The organism is Streptomyces sp. NRRL S-31, from assembly GCF_000718775.1.
In the GTDB taxonomy this organism is placed as follows: domain Bacteria; phylum Actinomycetota; class Actinomycetes; order Streptomycetales; family Streptomycetaceae; genus Streptomyces.
Genome location: NZ_JOCB01000017.1, coordinates 52,867 through 69,089, shown reverse-complemented (window position 1 = coordinate 69,089; position 16,223 = coordinate 52,867). Strand labels below are relative to the sequence as shown.

The following is a 16,223-nucleotide window of genomic DNA, read 5'->3' as shown; positions in this document are numbered from 1 at the left end:
CCCTGCGGTGCAACACGGTGCGTGCGGAACCGAACAGCTCAGGAGGCAGCCATGGATCACTCCCGCGCACCCGTCCTGGAGGCTCTTCAGGAGTTCCGGCGACGAGGGGACGTGGTGTACGGGCCTCCCGGGCACAAACAGGGCCGGGGCGCCGATCCGAGGGTGGCCGAGATCCTCGGGCTGGACGTCTTCCGTTCGGACGTCCTCAGCCTCAACGGGCTGGACGACCGCCGCCAGTCCCAGGGCGTGCTGGAACAGGCACAGGAACTGATGGCGGACGCGGTCGGCGCGGAGAAGGCGTTCTTCTCCACCTGCGGCAGCTCCCTGTCCGTGAAGACGGCGATGCTCGCGGTCGCCGGACCGGGGGAGAAGCTGCTGCTGTCCCGCAACGCCCACAAGTCGGTCATCGCCGCGGTGATCATCAACGGTGTGCAGCCGGTCTGGGTCCACCCGAAGTTCGACGACGAGCGGCACATGGCGCACCCGCCCGAGCCCGGCGACGTACGCGACCGGCTGCGCGAGCACCCGGACGCCAAGGGCATGCTGCTGATCACGCCCACCGACTGGGGCACCTGCGCCGACATCCGGGGCGTGGCCGACGTCTGCCACGCCCGGGACGTACCGCTCATCGTGGACGAGGCGTGGGGCGCCCACCTGCCGTTCCACCCCGGTCTGCCCACCTGGGGCATGGACGCCGACGCCGACCTGGTCCTCACCAGCGTGCACAAGATGGGCGGCGCGATCGAGCAGAGCTCGGTGTTCCACCTCCAGCACGACCGGATCCCACCCGTCGTGCTCAAGCAGCGCGAGGACCTGCTCGGCACCACCAGCGCGTCCAGCCTGGTCTACGCGACCCTCGACGGCTGGCGGCGGCAGATGGTCGAGCAGGGCCATGGGCTCCTGGACGCCGCCCTGCACCGCGCCGAACGCGTCCGGGCCCGGCTGCGGGAGCTGCCGGGACTGCGGGTGATGGGCGGGGAGGTCATCGAGGAGGGCCTGGCCGCCGAGTTCGACCCGCTGAAGATCGTCGTCGACGTACGGGACCTCGGCATCAGCGGCATGCAGGCGACGGAGTGGCTGCGCACCCACTGCCACATCGACATGGGCGGCTCGGACACCTGCCGGATCACCGCCTCCATCACCCATTCCGACGACGACGAGACCGAGAAGCTCCTGGTGGAGTCCGTGCGCACGCTGGTGGAGCGGGCGGACACCATCGAGCGGCGGCCCGCCGTGCACCTGCCCCCGCCCGGCGCCCTGGAACTGGAGCAGGCCGTCCTGCCCCGCGACGCGTTCTTCGGGCCCGCCGAACAGGTGCCCGCCGAGCGGGCCGTGGGCCGGGTCGCCGCCGAGACGATCAGCCCCTACCCGCCGGGCGTACCGGTCGTGGCGCCGGGCGAGGTGATCACCGCCGAGGTCGTCGACTACCTGCGCAGCGGCATCGCCCACGGCTTCCTCGTCTCGGACTCGGCGGACTCCTCCCTCGAGACCCTGCGCGTGCTGACCCGCCCCTGACCGGCCGGACGGCCGTCCGCGCCCGGCCCCTCCCGAACTGCGCCCCCCGCCCGCAGCGCCTAGGGTGGCGATGCGGGCGGCCGGGCGCCGGTCTGCCCCCGGGTCAAGAAGCCGGCCCTGCTGATGGAAGACCTGCACGGCAGGGGGCCCTTGGCCCTGCCGGCGGTCTCCGGGCCGGCGTGTCCGGCGGGCCCGCCGCCCCGGTAAATCGATGGGAGACGGCCCGACTTCACCCCGACCGGTGACTCCTCGTGATGTTCCCGGTTTCGGACGCCCCGCCCCGGGGACCTCGGTACGAGGCCGCCCGCACCGCCCCTCTCCACCTGGTTCCGCCAGGACCGGCCATGGTGTCGGCCGCACGTCCCCGGCGTGGCCACCGCGCACCGGGCACCAGCTCGTACGTGCCGGACCCGCCCACCCGTGACCAGCGAAGGATTTGCAACCGATGAGCGAGACCAACCCCCTCAAGCGAGCGGCGGACAAGGTGACGGACGCCCTCCAGGGCGGACCCTCGGGTCCGGAGGACGGCATCCCCGGCAAGCCCGGGTCGAAGTCACCGTCGGTGGCCGAGCCGGTCGACCCGCACGAGCCGCTGCCGCCCAAGCCCGACCAGACCGGTCCGGACACCGTCTCGCCGACCGGTCAGCCGACCGGTGCCGACCAGGCCCGGATGGCGCAGAGCGGCAGCTACCTGACCACCGCCCAGGGCGCCCGGCTGTACGACACCGACCACTCCCTCAAGGCGGGCCCCCGCGGACCGGTGCTCCTCCAGGACCACCACCTGCGGGAGAAGGTCATGCACTTCGACCACGAGCGCATCCCCGAGCGCGTGGTGCACGCCCGCGGCGCCGGCGCGCACGGCGTGTTCCGCAGCTACGGCACCGCCGCGAACGTGACGAAGGCGGCGTTCCTCGCCGAGGACGTCGAGACACCGGTGTTCGTCCGCTTCTCCACCGTGCTGGGCTCCAGGGGCTCGGCCGACACGGTCCGCGACACCCGGGGCTTCGCGACCAAGTTCTACACCAGCGAGGGCGTCTTCGACCTCGTCGGCAACAACATCCCGGTGTTCTTCATCCAGGACGCGATCAAGTTCCCGGACGTCATCCACGCCGGCAAGCCGCACCCGGACCGGGAGATCCCGCAGGCACAGAGCGCCCACGACACCTTCTGGGACTTCGTCACCCTGCACACCGAGGCCACCCACCACACGCTGTGGAACATGTCCGACCGGGGCATCCCGCGCTCGTTCCGCACCATGGAGGGGTTCGGCGTCCACACCTTCCGCCTGGTCGACGCCGACGGCGGGACGACGCTGGTGAAGTTCCACTGGAAGCCGAAGCTGGGCGTGCACTCCCTGGTCTGGGAGGAGGCGCAGATCATCGGCGGCGTCGACCCCGACTTCCACCGCCGGGACCTCGCCGACGCCATCGAGGCGGGCGCCTACCCGCAGTGGGAGTTCGGCATCCAGACCTTCCCCGACACCCCCGACCAGACCTTCGAGGGCATCGACCTGCTGGACCCGACCAACATCGTCCCCGAGGAACTCGCCCCCGTGCAGCCGATCGGGCTGCTCACCCTCGACCGCAACCCCACCAACTTCTTCGCCGAGACCGAGCAGGTCGCCTTCCACGTCGGCCACCTCGTCCCCGGCATCGACATCACCGACGACCCGCTGCTCGCCGGCCGGCTCTTCTCCTACCTGGACACCCAGATCACCCGGCTGGCCGGTCCCAACTTCCCGCAGATCCCCATCAACCGGCCGCACGCCCCGGTCAACGACATGCTCCGCGACGGCTTCCACCAGACGGCCGTACACCGTGGCGTGGCCCCCTACCGGCCCAACTCCCTCGACGGCGGATGCCCGTTCACCGCCGGCGCGGACATGGGCGCCTACGTCGAGACGCCGGTACGCGTCCCCGAGGCGACCAAGGTCCGCGAGGCGCCCGAGTCCTTCAACGACCACTTCAGCCAGCCGCGCCGGTTCTGGCTCAGCATGAGCCCGGTGGAGCGCGAGCACATCATCCACGCGTACACCTTCGAACTCGGCAAGTGCTACGAGCAGGCCATCCGCGAACGGGCGTTGCGCGTCCTGGCCAACGTCGACCCCGAACTGTGCGCCGGTGTCGCCGCCGGCCTCGGCCTGCCCGCGCCCGAACCCACCGTGCCCCTGGCCGACGTCGAACCGAGCCCCGCCCTCTCCCAGGTCGGGCACACCTGGCCCACCGACGGCCGCGTCATCGGCATCCTCACCGGCCCCGACGGCGACCTCGACGGCGTACGGGCGGTACGCCAGGAGGTGCTCGACGCCGGCATGGTCCCGCTGGTCGTCGCACCGGCCGGCGGCACCCTCGGCGACGGCGCGGACGCCCTGACCGTCCAGCGGACCTACACCACCGCGCGCTCCGTGGAGTTCGACGCGCTGCTGGTGGCCGGCACGCCCGGTGTGGGCGTCGACGCCTTCGGCGCCCGCGACGCCAAGGCCGGCCAGCCCGGCGTCCAGCCGGGCACCGCCGACCCGCGGGTGGGGCTGCTGCTGGCGGAGGCGTTCCGGCACGGCAAGGCCATCGGCGCCGCCAAGGGCGGCGAAGTCGCCCTGGAGGCGGCCGGCATCCCGCTCGAGGCGCCCGGGGTGATCGCCGGCGACACCGCCACCGCCGTGCTCCAGCAGCTCACCCAACTGCTCGGCGCGCACCGCGTCTGGGAACGGTTCCCGTCCGCGGCCTGACGACCGGCCGGGGGAGCGCCCGGGCAGAGCGCTCCCCCGGCCGGCGTATCCGGGGAGGCGAGGGACGCGGACGCCGGGTGTGATGGAGCCGTACCCGACGCCAACATCCGCCCGGGCGCCGGTCCCCGCGACCGGGGGCCGGCGCACGGCCGTTCACCCCGGCAGGGTGCGGCACAGCAACAGACAGATGTCGTCGTCGTGTTCGGAGTCGTGCAGCATCGGCTTGAGCAGCGCGTCGGCCGCCCCGTCCAGGTCCACCGGGCCGAGCGTCCCCATCGCCCGGGCGAGCCGGTCGATGCCCGCGTCGATCCCCGCGGACCGCCGCTCCACCAGCCCGTCCGTGTACAGCGCGACGGTGGAACCCGTCGGCAACTCGACGGTGTGCTCCTCGTACTCGTACGGCAGCGGGACGCCCAGCATGATCCCCGGCTTCGCCTCCAGCACCCGCACCTCGCCCTCGGGACCGCGGGCCACCGCGGGCGGATGCCCGGCGGCGGCCCACACCATGTCCGGCTCCCCGGGCGTGAACCGGGCGATCGCGCAGGTCGCGTAGAGCTCCGGCTGCTGGTGGCGGAGCATCCGGTGCAGCAGGGTCAGAATCCGCGCCGGACCGTTGCCCTCGACGGCGTAGGCACGCAGCGCGGTGCGCAACTGGCCCATGATGACCGCCGCGCGCAGCCCGTGCCCCGTGACGTCCCCTATCACCGCCAGCACACTGCCGTCCGGCTGGGAGAACGCGTCGTACCAGTCACCGCCGATGTTCAGCCCGCGCGTCGCCGGCAGGTAGCGCGCCGCCAGCGCCAGGCCCGGCGTGTCGGGCAGGTCGGTCAGCTGGGCCCGCTGGAGGGCCTCGGCGACGTCCCGGTGCTGTTCGTACCGGCGCGCGTTGTCCAGGGCGGTGCCCGCCCGCCGGGCCAGCTCCAGCAGCATCACGGTGGTGTCCGGGTCGAAGCGCTCGCCGGGCGCGACCAGCGTCAGCACCCCCTGCACCGTGCGCGCGCCCAGTGGCAGGCACAGCAGCGGCCGGTCCGGGCAGAGCGCCGACGCCGGCAGGTCGTCCACGCCCGGGAGTCCGCCGGGCCGGGAGCCCGCGTGCTGCGGGCGGCCGGTGCGCAGCGCCGGCATCGTGGCCGCCGCCGGCTCCTCCGTCGGCATCCGCTCGTCGTCCATCAGCCAGACGTCGACGTGCCGGGCGTACCCCGGGACCAGCAGCTCGGGCAGCCGGCGCACGATGTCCTCGTGGTCCAGGGAGGCGTTCAGGGCGGCGCTCGCGTCGGCCAGGAAGGTCAGCAGCCGGCGGGCCTTCTCCGCCTCCGCGCGGGCCGCCCGCTCGGCGTCCAGGAGGGCGCGCTGCGCCCGCGCCGCCGCCTCCAGCTCGGCGTGCAGCGCCAGCACGCCCTGGTTGGTCTGGTGCAGCTCCTCCCGGTGCAGCCGGACCAGCTCCTCCGTCTCCGCCAGTTCCGTCAGCAGGGCCGCGGCGTCCTCGTCGGCGTCCAGCAGCGCCTCGGCGAGCGGGGTGTCGTCGGGGCGGGGCAGCGGGCCGGGCACGGGGGAGGGGCAGACGAGCGTGTACTGCCAGGGCTCCGGGCCGCCCAGGGCGACCCGCAGCCGGCCGTCGGCACCGGCGGTCACGGCCAGCTCCGCGCCGCCCGAGGCCAGGGCGCGGCGCAGCCGGGTGCCGAGCGCGGACAGGAAGCGGGCGCGGTCGGGCACGGGCACACCGGCGTCCGCGGCGAGCCGCGCCAGCAGGGCACGGGCGCGGGCCCCGTCGGCGGCGCGGGCGATGGTCCAGGTGTCAGAGGCGGCTGTCATAGGGGCTGGTCCGGCGGTCGGGGGCCAGTACGGCCACACTGGTGTCGTCGCGTACGGGGCGGGCGGGGCTGCCTGCGTCACGCAGGATCGCCGCGGCCACCACCGACGGATCGTGGGCGAGCAGCGAGGGGTCCTCCGGTGGCGTCCACCGGCTGGGCAGTCCGTCGCTGTGCGCGACGAGCAGACTGTCCCGCCGCCATGGCAGCCGGTGGACGGGGACGTGCGCCGGGAAGTACGCCCCGACGATCCCCGGATGGGAGAGGCAGGACGTCCAGGAGTCCCCGGTGCGCACCCGGGCGCCGGCGTTGCCGACCCCGGCCAGGGCGATCTCCGCCCGGTCCGGGTCCACCTGGGCCACCACGACCGCCGCCCCACGGGTGGGCCGCAGCGCGGTGTGCAGCCGGCGCAGCAGCTCCGCGGGCGGCAGGCCCGCGGCGCGGTCCAGCTCCGCCACCGCCGCGGCGGAGGCGTGCGCCGCCTTCGGACCGTGCCCCAGACCGTCCGCGAGGAGCAGCGTCAGCAACCTCCCGGAGCGCGCCCAGGCCCAGGCGTCGCCACACTGCCCGGCCTGTCCGAGGGCCACCGTGATCCCGCCCGCCGGCGGCTCGGCCGTCGCCGCGCCGCGCCCGCCGGGCTCCGGGTCGATCCGGGCCGCCGTCACGGTCCCGCGGCCCGGCCGGCTGTACAGACGGAAGGCGTCGGCACGGCGCAGACAGCTGCCCAGCCCCGCGCCGAGCGAGCCGGCGGCGGCGGTGGAGTAGCCGTCGCCCAGCGCGGCGTCCACGTCGGCGATGCCGGGGCCGTGGTCGAGCGAGAACAGCTGGACCGCCGTGCCCGCGCCGTCCGGCGGCCGCACCAGGTTCACCACCATCAGGCCCCCGCCGGCGTGCTTGAGCAGGTTGGTCGCCAGCTCGGTCGCGACCAGCTCCCCCGCCGCCGTGCGGGCGGGGGCGAACCCGGCCGCCGCACACGCCTCGCGCGCCGCGATCCGCGCGTCCCGGACCCGGGTGGAATCGTGCACCGGAACCTCCCACACCCGGCTCATCGCACCCCCGGCCGGGACGCGGGCACCTGGGCCACCCAGGCGACGGCCGTGACGGTCGTGCCCCGGCCGGGCTCGGTGTCGACATGGAACTCCTGCACCAGCCGCCGGGAACCGGACAGCCCGAGCCCGAGTCCGCCGCCGGTGGTGTACCCGTCGGTCATGGCCAGCTCCAGGTCGCGGATGCCGGGACCGCTGTCGATGAAGGACATCCGCAGCCCCTTGCTGCGGCCGTTGTCCACCGGTGTTATCTCCACCCGTCCGCCGCCGCCGTGCACCAGGGTGTTGCGGGCCAGCTCGCTCGCCGCCGTGACCAGCTTCGTCTGCTGCACCAGACCGAAGCCGAGCCCCGCGGCGCACTGCCTGACCTCCTGCCGCACCCAGGCCAGATCCGCGTCCGAGCCGATGGGCAGGCTCGTCGCGGACGCCTGGCCGGACCGCTGCATCAGCTCCCCCTCTGCGAGAGCAGTTCCATGGCGCGGTCCACGTCCAGGGCGGTGACCAGACCGGGCAGCGTCAGCCCCAGCTCGACCAGGGTGATCGCCACGGCGGGGCGCATCCCGGCCAGCACCGTGCGGGCCGCCAGCAGCCGGGCCGTGGAGGCGATCTCCGCGAGCACCCGGCCGAGGAAGGAGTCGACGATGTCCACCCCGGAGATGTCGAGCACCACCCCGGTCACCCGGCTGGTCGCGATGCGGCCGGTGATGTCGTGCTGGAGCTGCTCGGCCATCCCGTCGTGGAGTTCGCCCTGGAGGGAGACCAGCAGGACGTCGCCCAGGGCGAGTACCGGGACCTGGGCCGGCGGTGCGGGGACGGGCTGGTTCACCGGGCGTCCGCCGCCGTGTCCGCACGGGACACCTCGATGCCCTGCCGGCCCAGCGCGTAGGCCAGCGCGTCGGCCAGCGAGGCCCGGGTGAGCACCGAGCCCAGATCGATGCCGAGCTGCACGATGGTCTGCGCGATGGCCGGGCGGATCCCGGAGACGATGCACTCGGCGCCCATCAGGCGTGCCGCCGCCACCGTCTTCATCAGGTGCTGCGCCACCAGCGAGTCGACCGTCGACACCCCGGTGATGTCCAGGATGGCGTACCGCGCCCGCTGGTCGACGATCGCCTCCAGCAGCGACTCCATCACCACCTGGCTGCGCGCGCTGTCCAGCGTCCCGATCAGCGGGACGGCGACCGTGCCCTCCCACAACTTGATGACCGGGGTGGCCACTTCGAGCAGCTGCTGGCGCTGCCGCTCGATCAGCTCCGCGTTCGCGTCCAGCGCCGTCTCCATCACGACCAGGCGCAGCGTGCCCAGCAGCAGGGTCAGCGCCAGCACGCTCTCCTGGGCCCGCGGGGCCGCGGGGTCGGCGAACTCCCGGCGCAGCAGGTCGACCGCCGGGCCGCGCAGCCCCGCCACCTCGGCGGCGATCCGGGACGGGGTGGATCCGGCGCGGGCCCGGGCACCGGACATGCGCCCCAGCTGGTCGCGCACGGTGCCGAAGCCGGGCGCCCCGATGTCCTCCAGCCGTCCGCTGACGGCCACCTCGGAGAGCGCTTCCACCACGGCCTTGCACGCCTCGACCGCCTCGTCCCGTGAGACGGTGAAGACCGAACGGAACAGGGGGGCGTCGGCCCAGCGCTGGGCGATCTGCTCCTTGCGCTGCTCCAGGAAGGCGCTCACCACCTGCGGGGCCGATGCGGCCGTGTCCTGCTCGGGCACTGTCATCCTCTCCTCTCGCGCGGCCGGGTGGGCCGACCGGCCGGTTCCCCGAAGCCGATCATCGCCGACCGGACACCGTAGCTCCCGCCGCGCGGGCGGCCCAAACCCGCCCCCGCCCCCCGTGACCGGGGCAACTCCGGTGCGCGTCAAGGGTGGTTGGGCCGGTGGTCGGGCGGGTGGCCGGACCGGCGAGGGGCCGGGGCGGCGGGCGGTGCCGCAGGGCGCCTCCCGGCCGCCGTGCCGCGGCTCCCCGGCCCGGCGGGGGTCGCGCACCCGTGACCGCGCCCCCGCCCGCACCCGTGCGCGGGTACGGCCGGCCGAGGCGTCCCGCGCGGACGGGCGCCGGCGGGCAGGGGCGGGGGACGGACCGGCCGGCCGCCGGTTCCCCCGGGTGTGCTTCCCGCGCACGACTCGGCTCCTTCGGTGCGTTCGAGTGCGGCCGGCCCGCGAGGGTGCGCCGCGGGCCGGTGTCGCACAGGCGCCTACCCCGAAACCCTCAGGACTCTCCTCGCTGTTGCGGACGTCACCCGCGCGTGCGACGCCGGCCCCGGGAGGAGGGTCCTGCGGCCCGGTGACCAGCGGGTGGCCCGGCCGGATTCCCCTCGCGTCAGGCGGGCGGCTGCGCCGCCGTCAGTCCCGAGCAGCGGTCCCGGTCCCCCGGCGGGCCGGGCGCGGGTCGGGGCGCGGGGCCGGCCGGCGGTGGCGCAGCAGCAGCCGGCGGGCCGGGCGCTCCACCCCCTCGTAGAGCACCCAGGACAGGGCCAGCGACACGGCGAACGCGGCGGTGGTGACGGCCAGCCCCGGCACCACGCCGAAGTGCGGCTTCCTGCCCAGCAGGGGCGTCGCGGCGCGCAGCACCAGCAGATGGATCATGTAGAAGGCGAACGACAGCTCCCCGAGCCGCACCATCCGCCGGCGCCGCCACAGGGACGGCAGCCCGCGCACGTCCGCGACCGCCGCGGCCGGGATCAGCAGGGCGAACCCGGCGATGGTGCACACGGTGGCGGAGTAGCCGGGCGTGACCTGCGGGACCAGGAAGTAGCCGACGACGGCCAGGGCGAGCGACGCCTCCAGCCCCGGCCCGCGCCAGCGGCCGAGCAGCACCAGCCGTGCGGTGACCGCGCCGAGCACGAACTCGGGCAGCCGCGCGACGGGCAACGAGTAGACCGACTGGCTCCACCAGTGGTGGGCCTCCGCCCAGGCCAGTACCGGCACCGCCGCCGTCGACAGCCCGCCCAGCGCGGCGGCCCCGCGCGCCCCGAGCCGGCGCAGCAGCAGGATCAGCGCCGGGAAGACGGCGTAGAAGAACGCCTCGCAGACCAGGGACCAGCTCACCGGGTTCAGCGTCTGCCACCACGGGCGCCACCACGCGTGCAGCAGCAGCGCGTTCGCCAGCGCCTGCTTCGGCGTCGGCAGCGCCTGGTGGGTCACCGCCCACGCCAGGACGAAGGCGACGGCGAGGGTGACCAGGTGCACCGGGTAGATCCGCGCGACGCGCCGCCACCAGAACGCGAGCGCGCGGTCGCGGGGCCGCGCCGACCAGGTCAGCACGAACCCCGACAGGACGAAGAAGAACGACACCCCGGTGGCACCGGCGCCGAAGCCCCAGGCCACGAGGCGGCCACCCGTGCCGCCGAACCAGCCGAAGTTGTGCACGTGCAGTCCGAACACCAGCAGCGCCGCCATCCAGCGCAGACCGGTGAGGGACGGCAGGGCGGACGGGACGGCCGGTGCGGGGGCGGCGTCGGCCGCCGCACCGGTCCGGGCGGGCGGCGTCCGGAGCGTGGGGCTCGTCGCCGTGGTCATCGGATCACCTGCCGCAGGAGGTACGCGTGGGGCATGAAGGGGTACGTTGCCCGGTTGCCCCCGGTCCATCACGCCGGGGTGCGAACATCACACGGCTGCCGGACGGCGGACCGCCGCGGGTGCCACGGACGGCGGGACCCGTGGGCCCGCACGAGTGACGCCCCGGCGCGGTGGCGCACGCCGCCGCGCCCCGGACACCCACCGCCGGGCGGCACGCCGCGCCCCGGACATCCACCGCCGAGCGGCACGCCGCGCCCGCGGCCCCACGGTGCGCTCGCTCACGCCCCTGCCGACGGCCGTCCGCGCGGGGATCGAGCAGCGGCCGGATCTCCTGGCCGGCGGACCAGGAAGGCGGTCGCCCGCCGATCCCCCTGCCCCGCCTCGGGGGGCGTGCCGTACGTCCGCGCCGTCGACCCCCGCCGAGGCCCCGAAGTCCCTGCCCGGCCGTCGGCGGCACGCCCGCGCGCCCGGTGCGCGGAGACGGGGACGGAGACCGGGCCGGCGTGTGCCCGCGTGCGGGCCCAGCCGTTCGCGGGGACGCCCGGCTCGCTACGTACACCGCCCCGCCCGGATCTGTGCCAGAGTGATGGCGGAAGAGTAAGCGCAGGTCCGGGCGGGTCCGGGAGGGGGCGTGTGGGTGAACGGCCGACGACGGCACACGGCCGGAATTGCACCCTTCGTTTTATTGAACCGTTCGTGTTTATGAGGGTAGGTTCAGCCCATGACCGCCTCCCCGACACCGAACACCGCCGAGGAGCTCCGCGGTGCCGGCCTGCGCGTGACGGCAGCCCGCGTCGCGCTGCTGGAGACCGTCCGGGACGGCGACCACCTCGGTGTCGAGGCGATCGCCTCCGGAGTCCGCGATCGCGTAGGCCACATCTCACTGCAAGCCGTCTACGAAGCCCTGCACGCGATGACCGCGGCGGGCCTCGTGCGCCGCATCGAGCCGGCCGGGCACCCGGCCCGGTTCGAGGGGCGTGTGGGCGACAACCACCATCACATCGTCTGCCGGTCCTGCGGTGCCGTCGCCGACGTCGACTGTGCGGTCGGCGACGCGCCCTGCCTGACCGCCTCCGACGACCGGGGCTTCGTCATCGACGAGGCCGAGGTCGTCTACTGGGGCACCTGCCCCGGCTGTTCCAACGGCCGCAGTTCCTGAGCACCGCGCTCCGCACAGTTCGGAAGGATAGTCATGACTGAGAACCACGACGCGATCGTCACAGACGCGAAGTCGGAGGAGGGAAGCGGCGGTTGCCCCGTCGCCCACGACCGGGCCCTGTACCCGGCCCAGGGCGGTGGCAACCGCCAGTGGTGGCCGGAGCGCCTCAACCTCAAGATCCTCGCCAAGAACCCGGCCGTGGCCAACCCGTTGGGTGAGGACTTCGACTACGCCGCGGCCTTCCAGGCCCTCGACCTCGCCGCCGTGAAGCGGGACATCGCCGAGGTGCTGACCACCTCGCAGGACTGGTGGCCCGCCGACTTCGGCAACTACGGCCCCCTGATGATCCGCATGGCCTGGCACAGCGCGGGCACCTACCGCATCAGCGACGGCCGCGGTGGCGCCCACGCCGGCCAGCAGCGCTTCGCCCCGCTCAACAGCTGGCCGGACAACGGCAACCTGGACAAGGCGCGCCGTCTGCTGTGGCCGGTCAAGAAGAAGTACGGCCAGTCGATCTCCTGGGCCGACCTGCTGATCCTCACCGGCAACGTGGCCCTGGAGACGATGGGCTTCGAGACCTTCGGCTTCGCCGGCGGCCGCGAGGACGTCTGGGAGGCCGAGGAGGACGTCTACTGGGGTCCCGAGAAGATCTGGCTGGACGACAAGCGCTACACCGGCGACCGCGAGCTGGAGAACCCGCTCGCCGCCGTCCAGATGGGTCTGATCTACGTCAACCCGGAGGGCCCGAACGGCAACCCGGACCCGATCGCCGCGGCCCGCGACATCCGTGAGACGTTCCGCCGCATGGCGATGAACGACGAGGAGACCGTCGCCCTGATCGCCGGCGGCCACACCTTCGGCAAGACCCACGGCGCCGGCCCCGCCGACAACGTCGGCGCCGACCCCGAGGCCGCCGGGCTGGAGGGCCAGGGCCTCGGCTGGAAGAGCACCTACGGCACCGGCAAGGGCGGCGACGCCATCACGTCCGGCCTGGAGGTCACCTGGACCGCCACGCCGACCCAGTGGAGCAACGGGTTCTTCAAGAACCTCTTCGAGTTCGAGTACGAGCTGGAGCAGAGCCCGGCCGGCGCCAACCAGTGGGTGGCGAAGGACGCGCCGGAGATCATCCCCGACGCCCACGACTCGACGAAGAAGCACCGCCCGCGGATGCTCACCACCGACCTGGCGCTGCGCTTCGACCCGATCTACGAGCCGATCGCCCGCCGGTTCTACGAGAACCCGGACGAGTTCAAGGACGCCTTCGCCCGCGCCTGGTACAAGCTCACCCACCGTGACATGGGCCCGAAGTCGCTCTACCTCGGCCCGGAGGTCCCGCAGGAGACCCTGCTGTGGCAGGACCCGCTGCCGGAGCGCGAGGGCGAGCTGATCGACGACGGCGACGTCGCCACCCTCAAGACCAAGCTGCTCGAGTCGGGTCTGTCCGTCGCCCAGCTGGTCACCACCGCCTGGGCCTCGGCCTCCACCTTCCGCGGCAGCGACAAGCGCGGCGGCGCCAACGGCGCCCGCATCCGCCTGGCCCCGCAGCGCGGCTGGGAGGTCAACGAGCCCGACGAGCTGGCCCAGGTGCTGCGCGTCCTCGAGGGCGTCCAGCAGGACTTCAACGCCTCCTCGGGGGCGAAGAAGGTCTCCCTGGCCGACCTCATCGTCCTCGGCGGTGCCGCCGCAGTGGAGAAGGCCGCCAAGGAGGGCGGCTTCGAGATCCGGGTGCCCTTCACCCCGGGCCGCGTGGACGCGACCGAGGAGCACACCGACGCCGAGTCCTTCGAGGCGCTGGAGCCGACCGCGGACGGCTTCCGCAACTACCTCGGCAAGGGCAACCGCCTGCCGGCCGAATACCTGCTGCTGGACAAGGCGAACCTGCTGAACCTCAGCGCCCCGGAGATGACCGCGCTCGTCGGCGGTCTGCGCGTCCTCGGCGCCACCTACCAGCAGTCGCAGCTCGGCGTCCTCACCAAGACGCCCGGCGTCCTCACCAACGACTTCTTCGTCAACCTGCTCGACATGGGCACGGCGTGGAAGGCGACCTCCGAGGACCAGACCACCTTCGAGGGCCGGGACGCGAGCACCGGCGAGGTGAAGTGGGCCGGCAGCCGGGCCGACCTCGTCTTCGGCTCCAACTCCGAGCTGCGCGCCCTCGCCGAGGTCTACGCCAGCGACGACGCGAAGGAGAAGTTCGTGCGGGACTTCGTCGCCGCGTGGCACAAGGTCATGGACGCGGACCGGTTCGACCTCGTCTGACCCGGTGACCGTCGGTCGGTGACCGGTTCGACCCGCTGACCGGCACGTCCGGGTCCGCCCCCCGAGGGCGGGCCCGGACGTTTCCGTTCTCCCGGCAACCGGCCGTCCCCGTCCGCGCCGGCGGCCGGGGGCGTACGGCCCCCCCGCGTCAGCGGCACGCGTCCCGTGCGGACCCGGCCTGCGGGTGACACGCGCACCGGAGGCCCGGGGTCATCCGATCGGATGACCCCGCCTCCACCGCGCACGGGCACAATGGAGGGTGTTTGCCCAGTTCAGCGCGGAGTCGAGGGAGGTGCCGGCGGTGGCCGTGCCCGAACGCGACGACACCCGCGCCCTCACCGTCGTCATGCACACGGCGTTCTTCGTGCTGCTGTCCGCGTCCGTCGCCCGCTACCTGGCCCGGCACGCCGACGGACCGCACACCCCCTGGGTGATCGCCCTGTCCGCGCTGCTGGCCGCGCTCTACGTCCTCGGCCCCGCCCTCGGCACCCGCCCCACCCCGCGCCGGCTCACCTGGCTCGGCCTGGTCGTGGCGGCCTGGGCGCTGCTGGTCGTCCTGGCGCCGAGCTTCGCCTGGTGCGCGGTCCCGCTCTTCTACACCGGCCTGCGCACCCTCCCGTCGCGCGCCGCGATCTGGCTGGTGGCGCTGCTGACCGCGCTCGCGGTCGCCACCCAGCTCAGCCTGGCCGGCTGGGCGGACCCGAACGTGCTGCTGGCCCCGCCCGCCGTGGCCGCCGTCGCCACCACCGTGTTCGTCGTCATGCAGCGCCAGGCGGCCCGCCGGGACGCCCTCATCGACGACCTGGTCCGCACCCGCCGCGACCTCGCCGCCACCGAGCGCCGCGAGGGCACCCTCGCCGAGCGCGAACGGCTCGCCCGGGAGATCCACGACACCCTCGCCCAGGGCCTGTCCAGCCAGCGGATGCTGCTCCAGGCGGCCGACCGCCTGTGGGACACCGAGCCCGGCACGGCCCGGGACCACGTCCGCACGGCGGCGGCGATCGCCGAGCGCAGCCTCGCCGAGGCCCGCCGCTTCGTCCACGATCTGACCCCGGCCGATCTGGCGGAGGGCGGGGGGCTGCTCCAGGCCCTGGGCGCCGTCGCCGAACGCGAGACGACAACGGCGCTCACCGTCCGGGTGCACACCGAGGGCAGCCCGCCCGAGCCGCTGCCCGGCCCCGTGGAGTCCGCCCTGCTGCGCATCGCCCAGGGCGCCCTCGCCAACGTCCGCGAACACGCGGCGGCCACCACCGCCACCCTCACCCTGACCTGCCTGGACGACCGACTCGTCCTGGACGTCACGGACGACGGCCGCGGCTTCGACCCGCGCACGGCCCCCGCGCCGGCGACCGCCGCGACGGAGTCGCGCGGCCATGGCCTGCCCGCCATCCGCGCCCGCCTGCGCCAGCTGGGCGGCACCCTCACCATCGAGTCGGCACCGGGCGAGGGCACCGCCCTGTCGGCGGCGATCCCCTTGGAGCCGAGATGACCCACCCGCCCGGGACGGCCGCGCGGACACCGGTGCGCATCCTCGTCTGCGACGACCACGCGGTCGTACGCGCCGGGCTGCTGGCGCTGCTGCACAGCGCGCCGGACATCGAGGTCGTCGGCGAGGCGGGCAGCGGCGAGGAGGCACTCGCCCTCGCCCGCCGGACCGCCCCGGACGTCGTCCTGATGGACCTGCAACTCGGCGACGGCATCGACGGCGTCGAGACCACCCGCCGGCTGCGCGCCGAGCGGCCCGCCCCGCACGTCCTGGTCCTCACCACGTACGACACCGACGCCGACGTCACCCGCGCCGTCGAGGCGGGCGCCACCGGCTACCTGCTGAAGGCCGAGCGCGCCGAGGACCTCTTCACGGCGATCCACGCCGCCGCCCAGGGCCGCCCGGCGCTCTCGCCCCCGGTCGCCGACCGGGTCATGTCCCGGCTGCGCGACCCCCGTCCCACCCTCACCCCCCGGGAACGGGACATCCTCGCCCACCTCTCGCGCGGCCTGCCCAACCACGCCATCGCCCGCGCCCTCTACATCAGCGAGGCCACCGTCAAGACGCATCTCCGCCGGATCTACGACAAGCTGGGCGTCGACACCCGGGCCGGCGCCGTGGCGGTGGCGAAGGAACAACGCCTGCTGCCCTGAAGGGACGCGCGGGCGCCCCGGCGGCCCGGGCGGCCACGACGGACCGGCGCCCGCCC

12 protein-coding genes are annotated in these 16,223 nt (G+C 74.5%); 6 read left to right on the top strand and 6 right to left on the bottom strand.

The genetic code is table 11. The annotated features are described in order from the left end of the window. Positions 1 to 51 precede the first annotated feature (51 nt). Both IF37_RS0109840 and IF37_RS0109835 read left to right on the top strand, forming a co-directional pair. Positions 52 to 1,515 carry an aminotransferase class I/II-fold pyridoxal phosphate-dependent enzyme gene (locus IF37_RS0109840; RefSeq protein WP_030739400.1) on the top strand — a complete coding sequence of 488 codons (1,464 nt, stop codon included), beginning with the start codon at positions 52 to 54 and terminating at the stop codon, positions 1,513 to 1,515. A 445-nt stretch (positions 1,516 to 1,960) separates the two neighbouring features. Continuing rightward, on the top strand, positions 1,961 to 4,240 hold the full coding sequence (locus IF37_RS0109835) for a catalase (protein WP_030739397.1): 2,280 nt from the start codon (positions 1,961 to 1,963) through the stop codon (positions 4,238 to 4,240). Positions 4,241 to 4,393: 153 nt separating this feature from the next. On the opposite strand, the gene IF37_RS0109830 is transcribed toward IF37_RS0109835, so the two are convergent. The 6 genes from IF37_RS0109830 to IF37_RS0109805 all read right to left on the bottom strand — a co-directional run bounded on the left by IF37_RS0109830 (position 4,394) and on the right by IF37_RS0109805 (position 10,610). Beyond that, positions 4,394 to 6,052 carry a PP2C family protein-serine/threonine phosphatase gene (locus IF37_RS0109830; protein ID WP_030739395.1) on the bottom strand — a complete coding sequence of 553 codons (1,659 nt, stop codon included), beginning with the start codon at positions 6,050 to 6,052 and terminating at the stop codon, positions 4,394 to 4,396. Continuing rightward, the gene (locus IF37_RS0109825; RefSeq protein WP_030739393.1) at positions 6,036 to 7,097 is read right to left on the bottom strand and encodes a SpoIIE family protein phosphatase; all 1,062 of its coding nucleotides are present in this window, start codon (positions 7,095 to 7,097) and stop codon (positions 6,036 to 6,038) included. Before IF37_RS0109825 ends, IF37_RS0109830 begins: the two co-directional genes overlap by 17 nt. Continuing rightward, positions 7,094 to 7,540, bottom strand: coding sequence for an ATP-binding protein (locus IF37_RS0109820; protein WP_030739391.1), 447 nt, complete (start codon positions 7,538 to 7,540; stop codon positions 7,094 to 7,096). The genes IF37_RS0109825 and IF37_RS0109820 overlap by 4 nt, the downstream gene beginning before the upstream one ends. Continuing rightward, positions 7,540 to 7,920: an STAS domain-containing protein gene (locus IF37_RS0109815; RefSeq protein WP_030739389.1), complete on the bottom strand. Its 381-nt coding sequence runs from the start codon at positions 7,918 to 7,920 to the stop codon at positions 7,540 to 7,542. Before IF37_RS0109815 ends, IF37_RS0109820 begins: the two co-directional genes overlap by 1 nt. Then, on the bottom strand, positions 7,917 to 8,810 hold the full coding sequence (locus IF37_RS0109810; protein WP_030739387.1) for an STAS domain-containing protein: 894 nt from the start codon (positions 8,808 to 8,810) through the stop codon (positions 7,917 to 7,919). Before IF37_RS0109810 ends, IF37_RS0109815 begins: the two co-directional genes overlap by 4 nt. A 624-nt stretch (positions 8,811 to 9,434) precedes the next feature. Continuing rightward, positions 9,435 to 10,610 (bottom strand): acyltransferase, encoded by a 1,176-nt coding sequence (locus tag IF37_RS0109805; protein WP_030739384.1) that lies wholly within the window; start codon positions 10,608 to 10,610, stop codon positions 9,435 to 9,437. A 721-nt stretch (positions 10,611 to 11,331) separates the two neighbouring features. Between IF37_RS0109805 and IF37_RS0109800 the strand changes: the two genes are divergently transcribed. The 4 genes from IF37_RS0109800 (at position 11,332) to IF37_RS0109785 (ending at position 16,167) form a co-directional block, all read left to right on the top strand. Then, entirely contained in the window at positions 11,332 to 11,769 is a 438-nt protein-coding gene (locus tag IF37_RS0109800; protein ID WP_030739381.1) for a Fur family transcriptional regulator, read from the top strand. A gap of 33 nt (positions 11,770 to 11,802) precedes the next feature. Next, positions 11,803 to 14,028 (top strand): catalase/peroxidase HPI, encoded by a 2,226-nt coding sequence (katG, locus tag IF37_RS0109795; RefSeq protein ID WP_030739378.1) that lies wholly within the window; start codon positions 11,803 to 11,805, stop codon positions 14,026 to 14,028. Positions 14,029 to 14,374: 346 nt separating this feature from the next. Continuing rightward, positions 14,375 to 15,517, top strand: coding sequence for a sensor histidine kinase (locus IF37_RS0109790; protein ID WP_253915716.1), 1,143 nt, complete (start codon positions 14,375 to 14,377; stop codon positions 15,515 to 15,517). Continuing rightward, entirely contained in the window at positions 15,514 to 16,167 is a 654-nt protein-coding gene (locus IF37_RS0109785; RefSeq protein WP_030739373.1) for a response regulator transcription factor, read from the top strand. The genes IF37_RS0109790 and IF37_RS0109785 overlap by 4 nt, the downstream gene beginning before the upstream one ends. The last annotated feature ends 56 nt before the right edge of the window (positions 16,168 to 16,223 follow it).

Coding starts and splice junctions, on each gene's coding strand:
- IF37_RS0109800 (WP_030739381.1), top strand. CDS start 11,332: ATGACCGCCTCCCCGACACCGAACACCGCCGAGGAGCTCCGCGGTGCC.
- IF37_RS0109830 (WP_030739395.1), bottom strand. CDS start 6,052: ATGACAGCCGCCTCTGACACCTGGACCATCGCCCGCGCCGCCGACGGG.
- katG (WP_030739378.1), top strand. CDS start 11,803: ATGACTGAGAACCACGACGCGATCGTCACAGACGCGAAGTCGGAGGAG.
- IF37_RS0109840 (WP_030739400.1), top strand. CDS start 52: ATGGATCACTCCCGCGCACCCGTCCTGGAGGCTCTTCAGGAGTTCCGG.
- IF37_RS0109790 (WP_253915716.1), top strand. CDS start 14,375: ATGCACACGGCGTTCTTCGTGCTGCTGTCCGCGTCCGTCGCCCGCTAC.
- IF37_RS0109785 (WP_030739373.1), top strand. CDS start 15,514: ATGACCCACCCGCCCGGGACGGCCGCGCGGACACCGGTGCGCATCCTC.
- IF37_RS0109805 (WP_030739384.1), bottom strand. CDS start 10,610: ATGACCACGGCGACGAGCCCCACGCTCCGGACGCCGCCCGCCCGGACC.
- IF37_RS0109820 (WP_030739391.1), bottom strand. CDS start 7,540: ATGCAGCGGTCCGGCCAGGCGTCCGCGACGAGCCTGCCCATCGGCTCG.
- IF37_RS0109825 (WP_030739393.1), bottom strand. CDS start 7,097: ATGAGCCGGGTGTGGGAGGTTCCGGTGCACGATTCCACCCGGGTCCGG.
- IF37_RS0109810 (WP_030739387.1), bottom strand. CDS start 8,810: ATGACAGTGCCCGAGCAGGACACGGCCGCATCGGCCCCGCAGGTGGTG.
- IF37_RS0109835 (WP_030739397.1), top strand. CDS start 1,961: ATGAGCGAGACCAACCCCCTCAAGCGAGCGGCGGACAAGGTGACGGAC.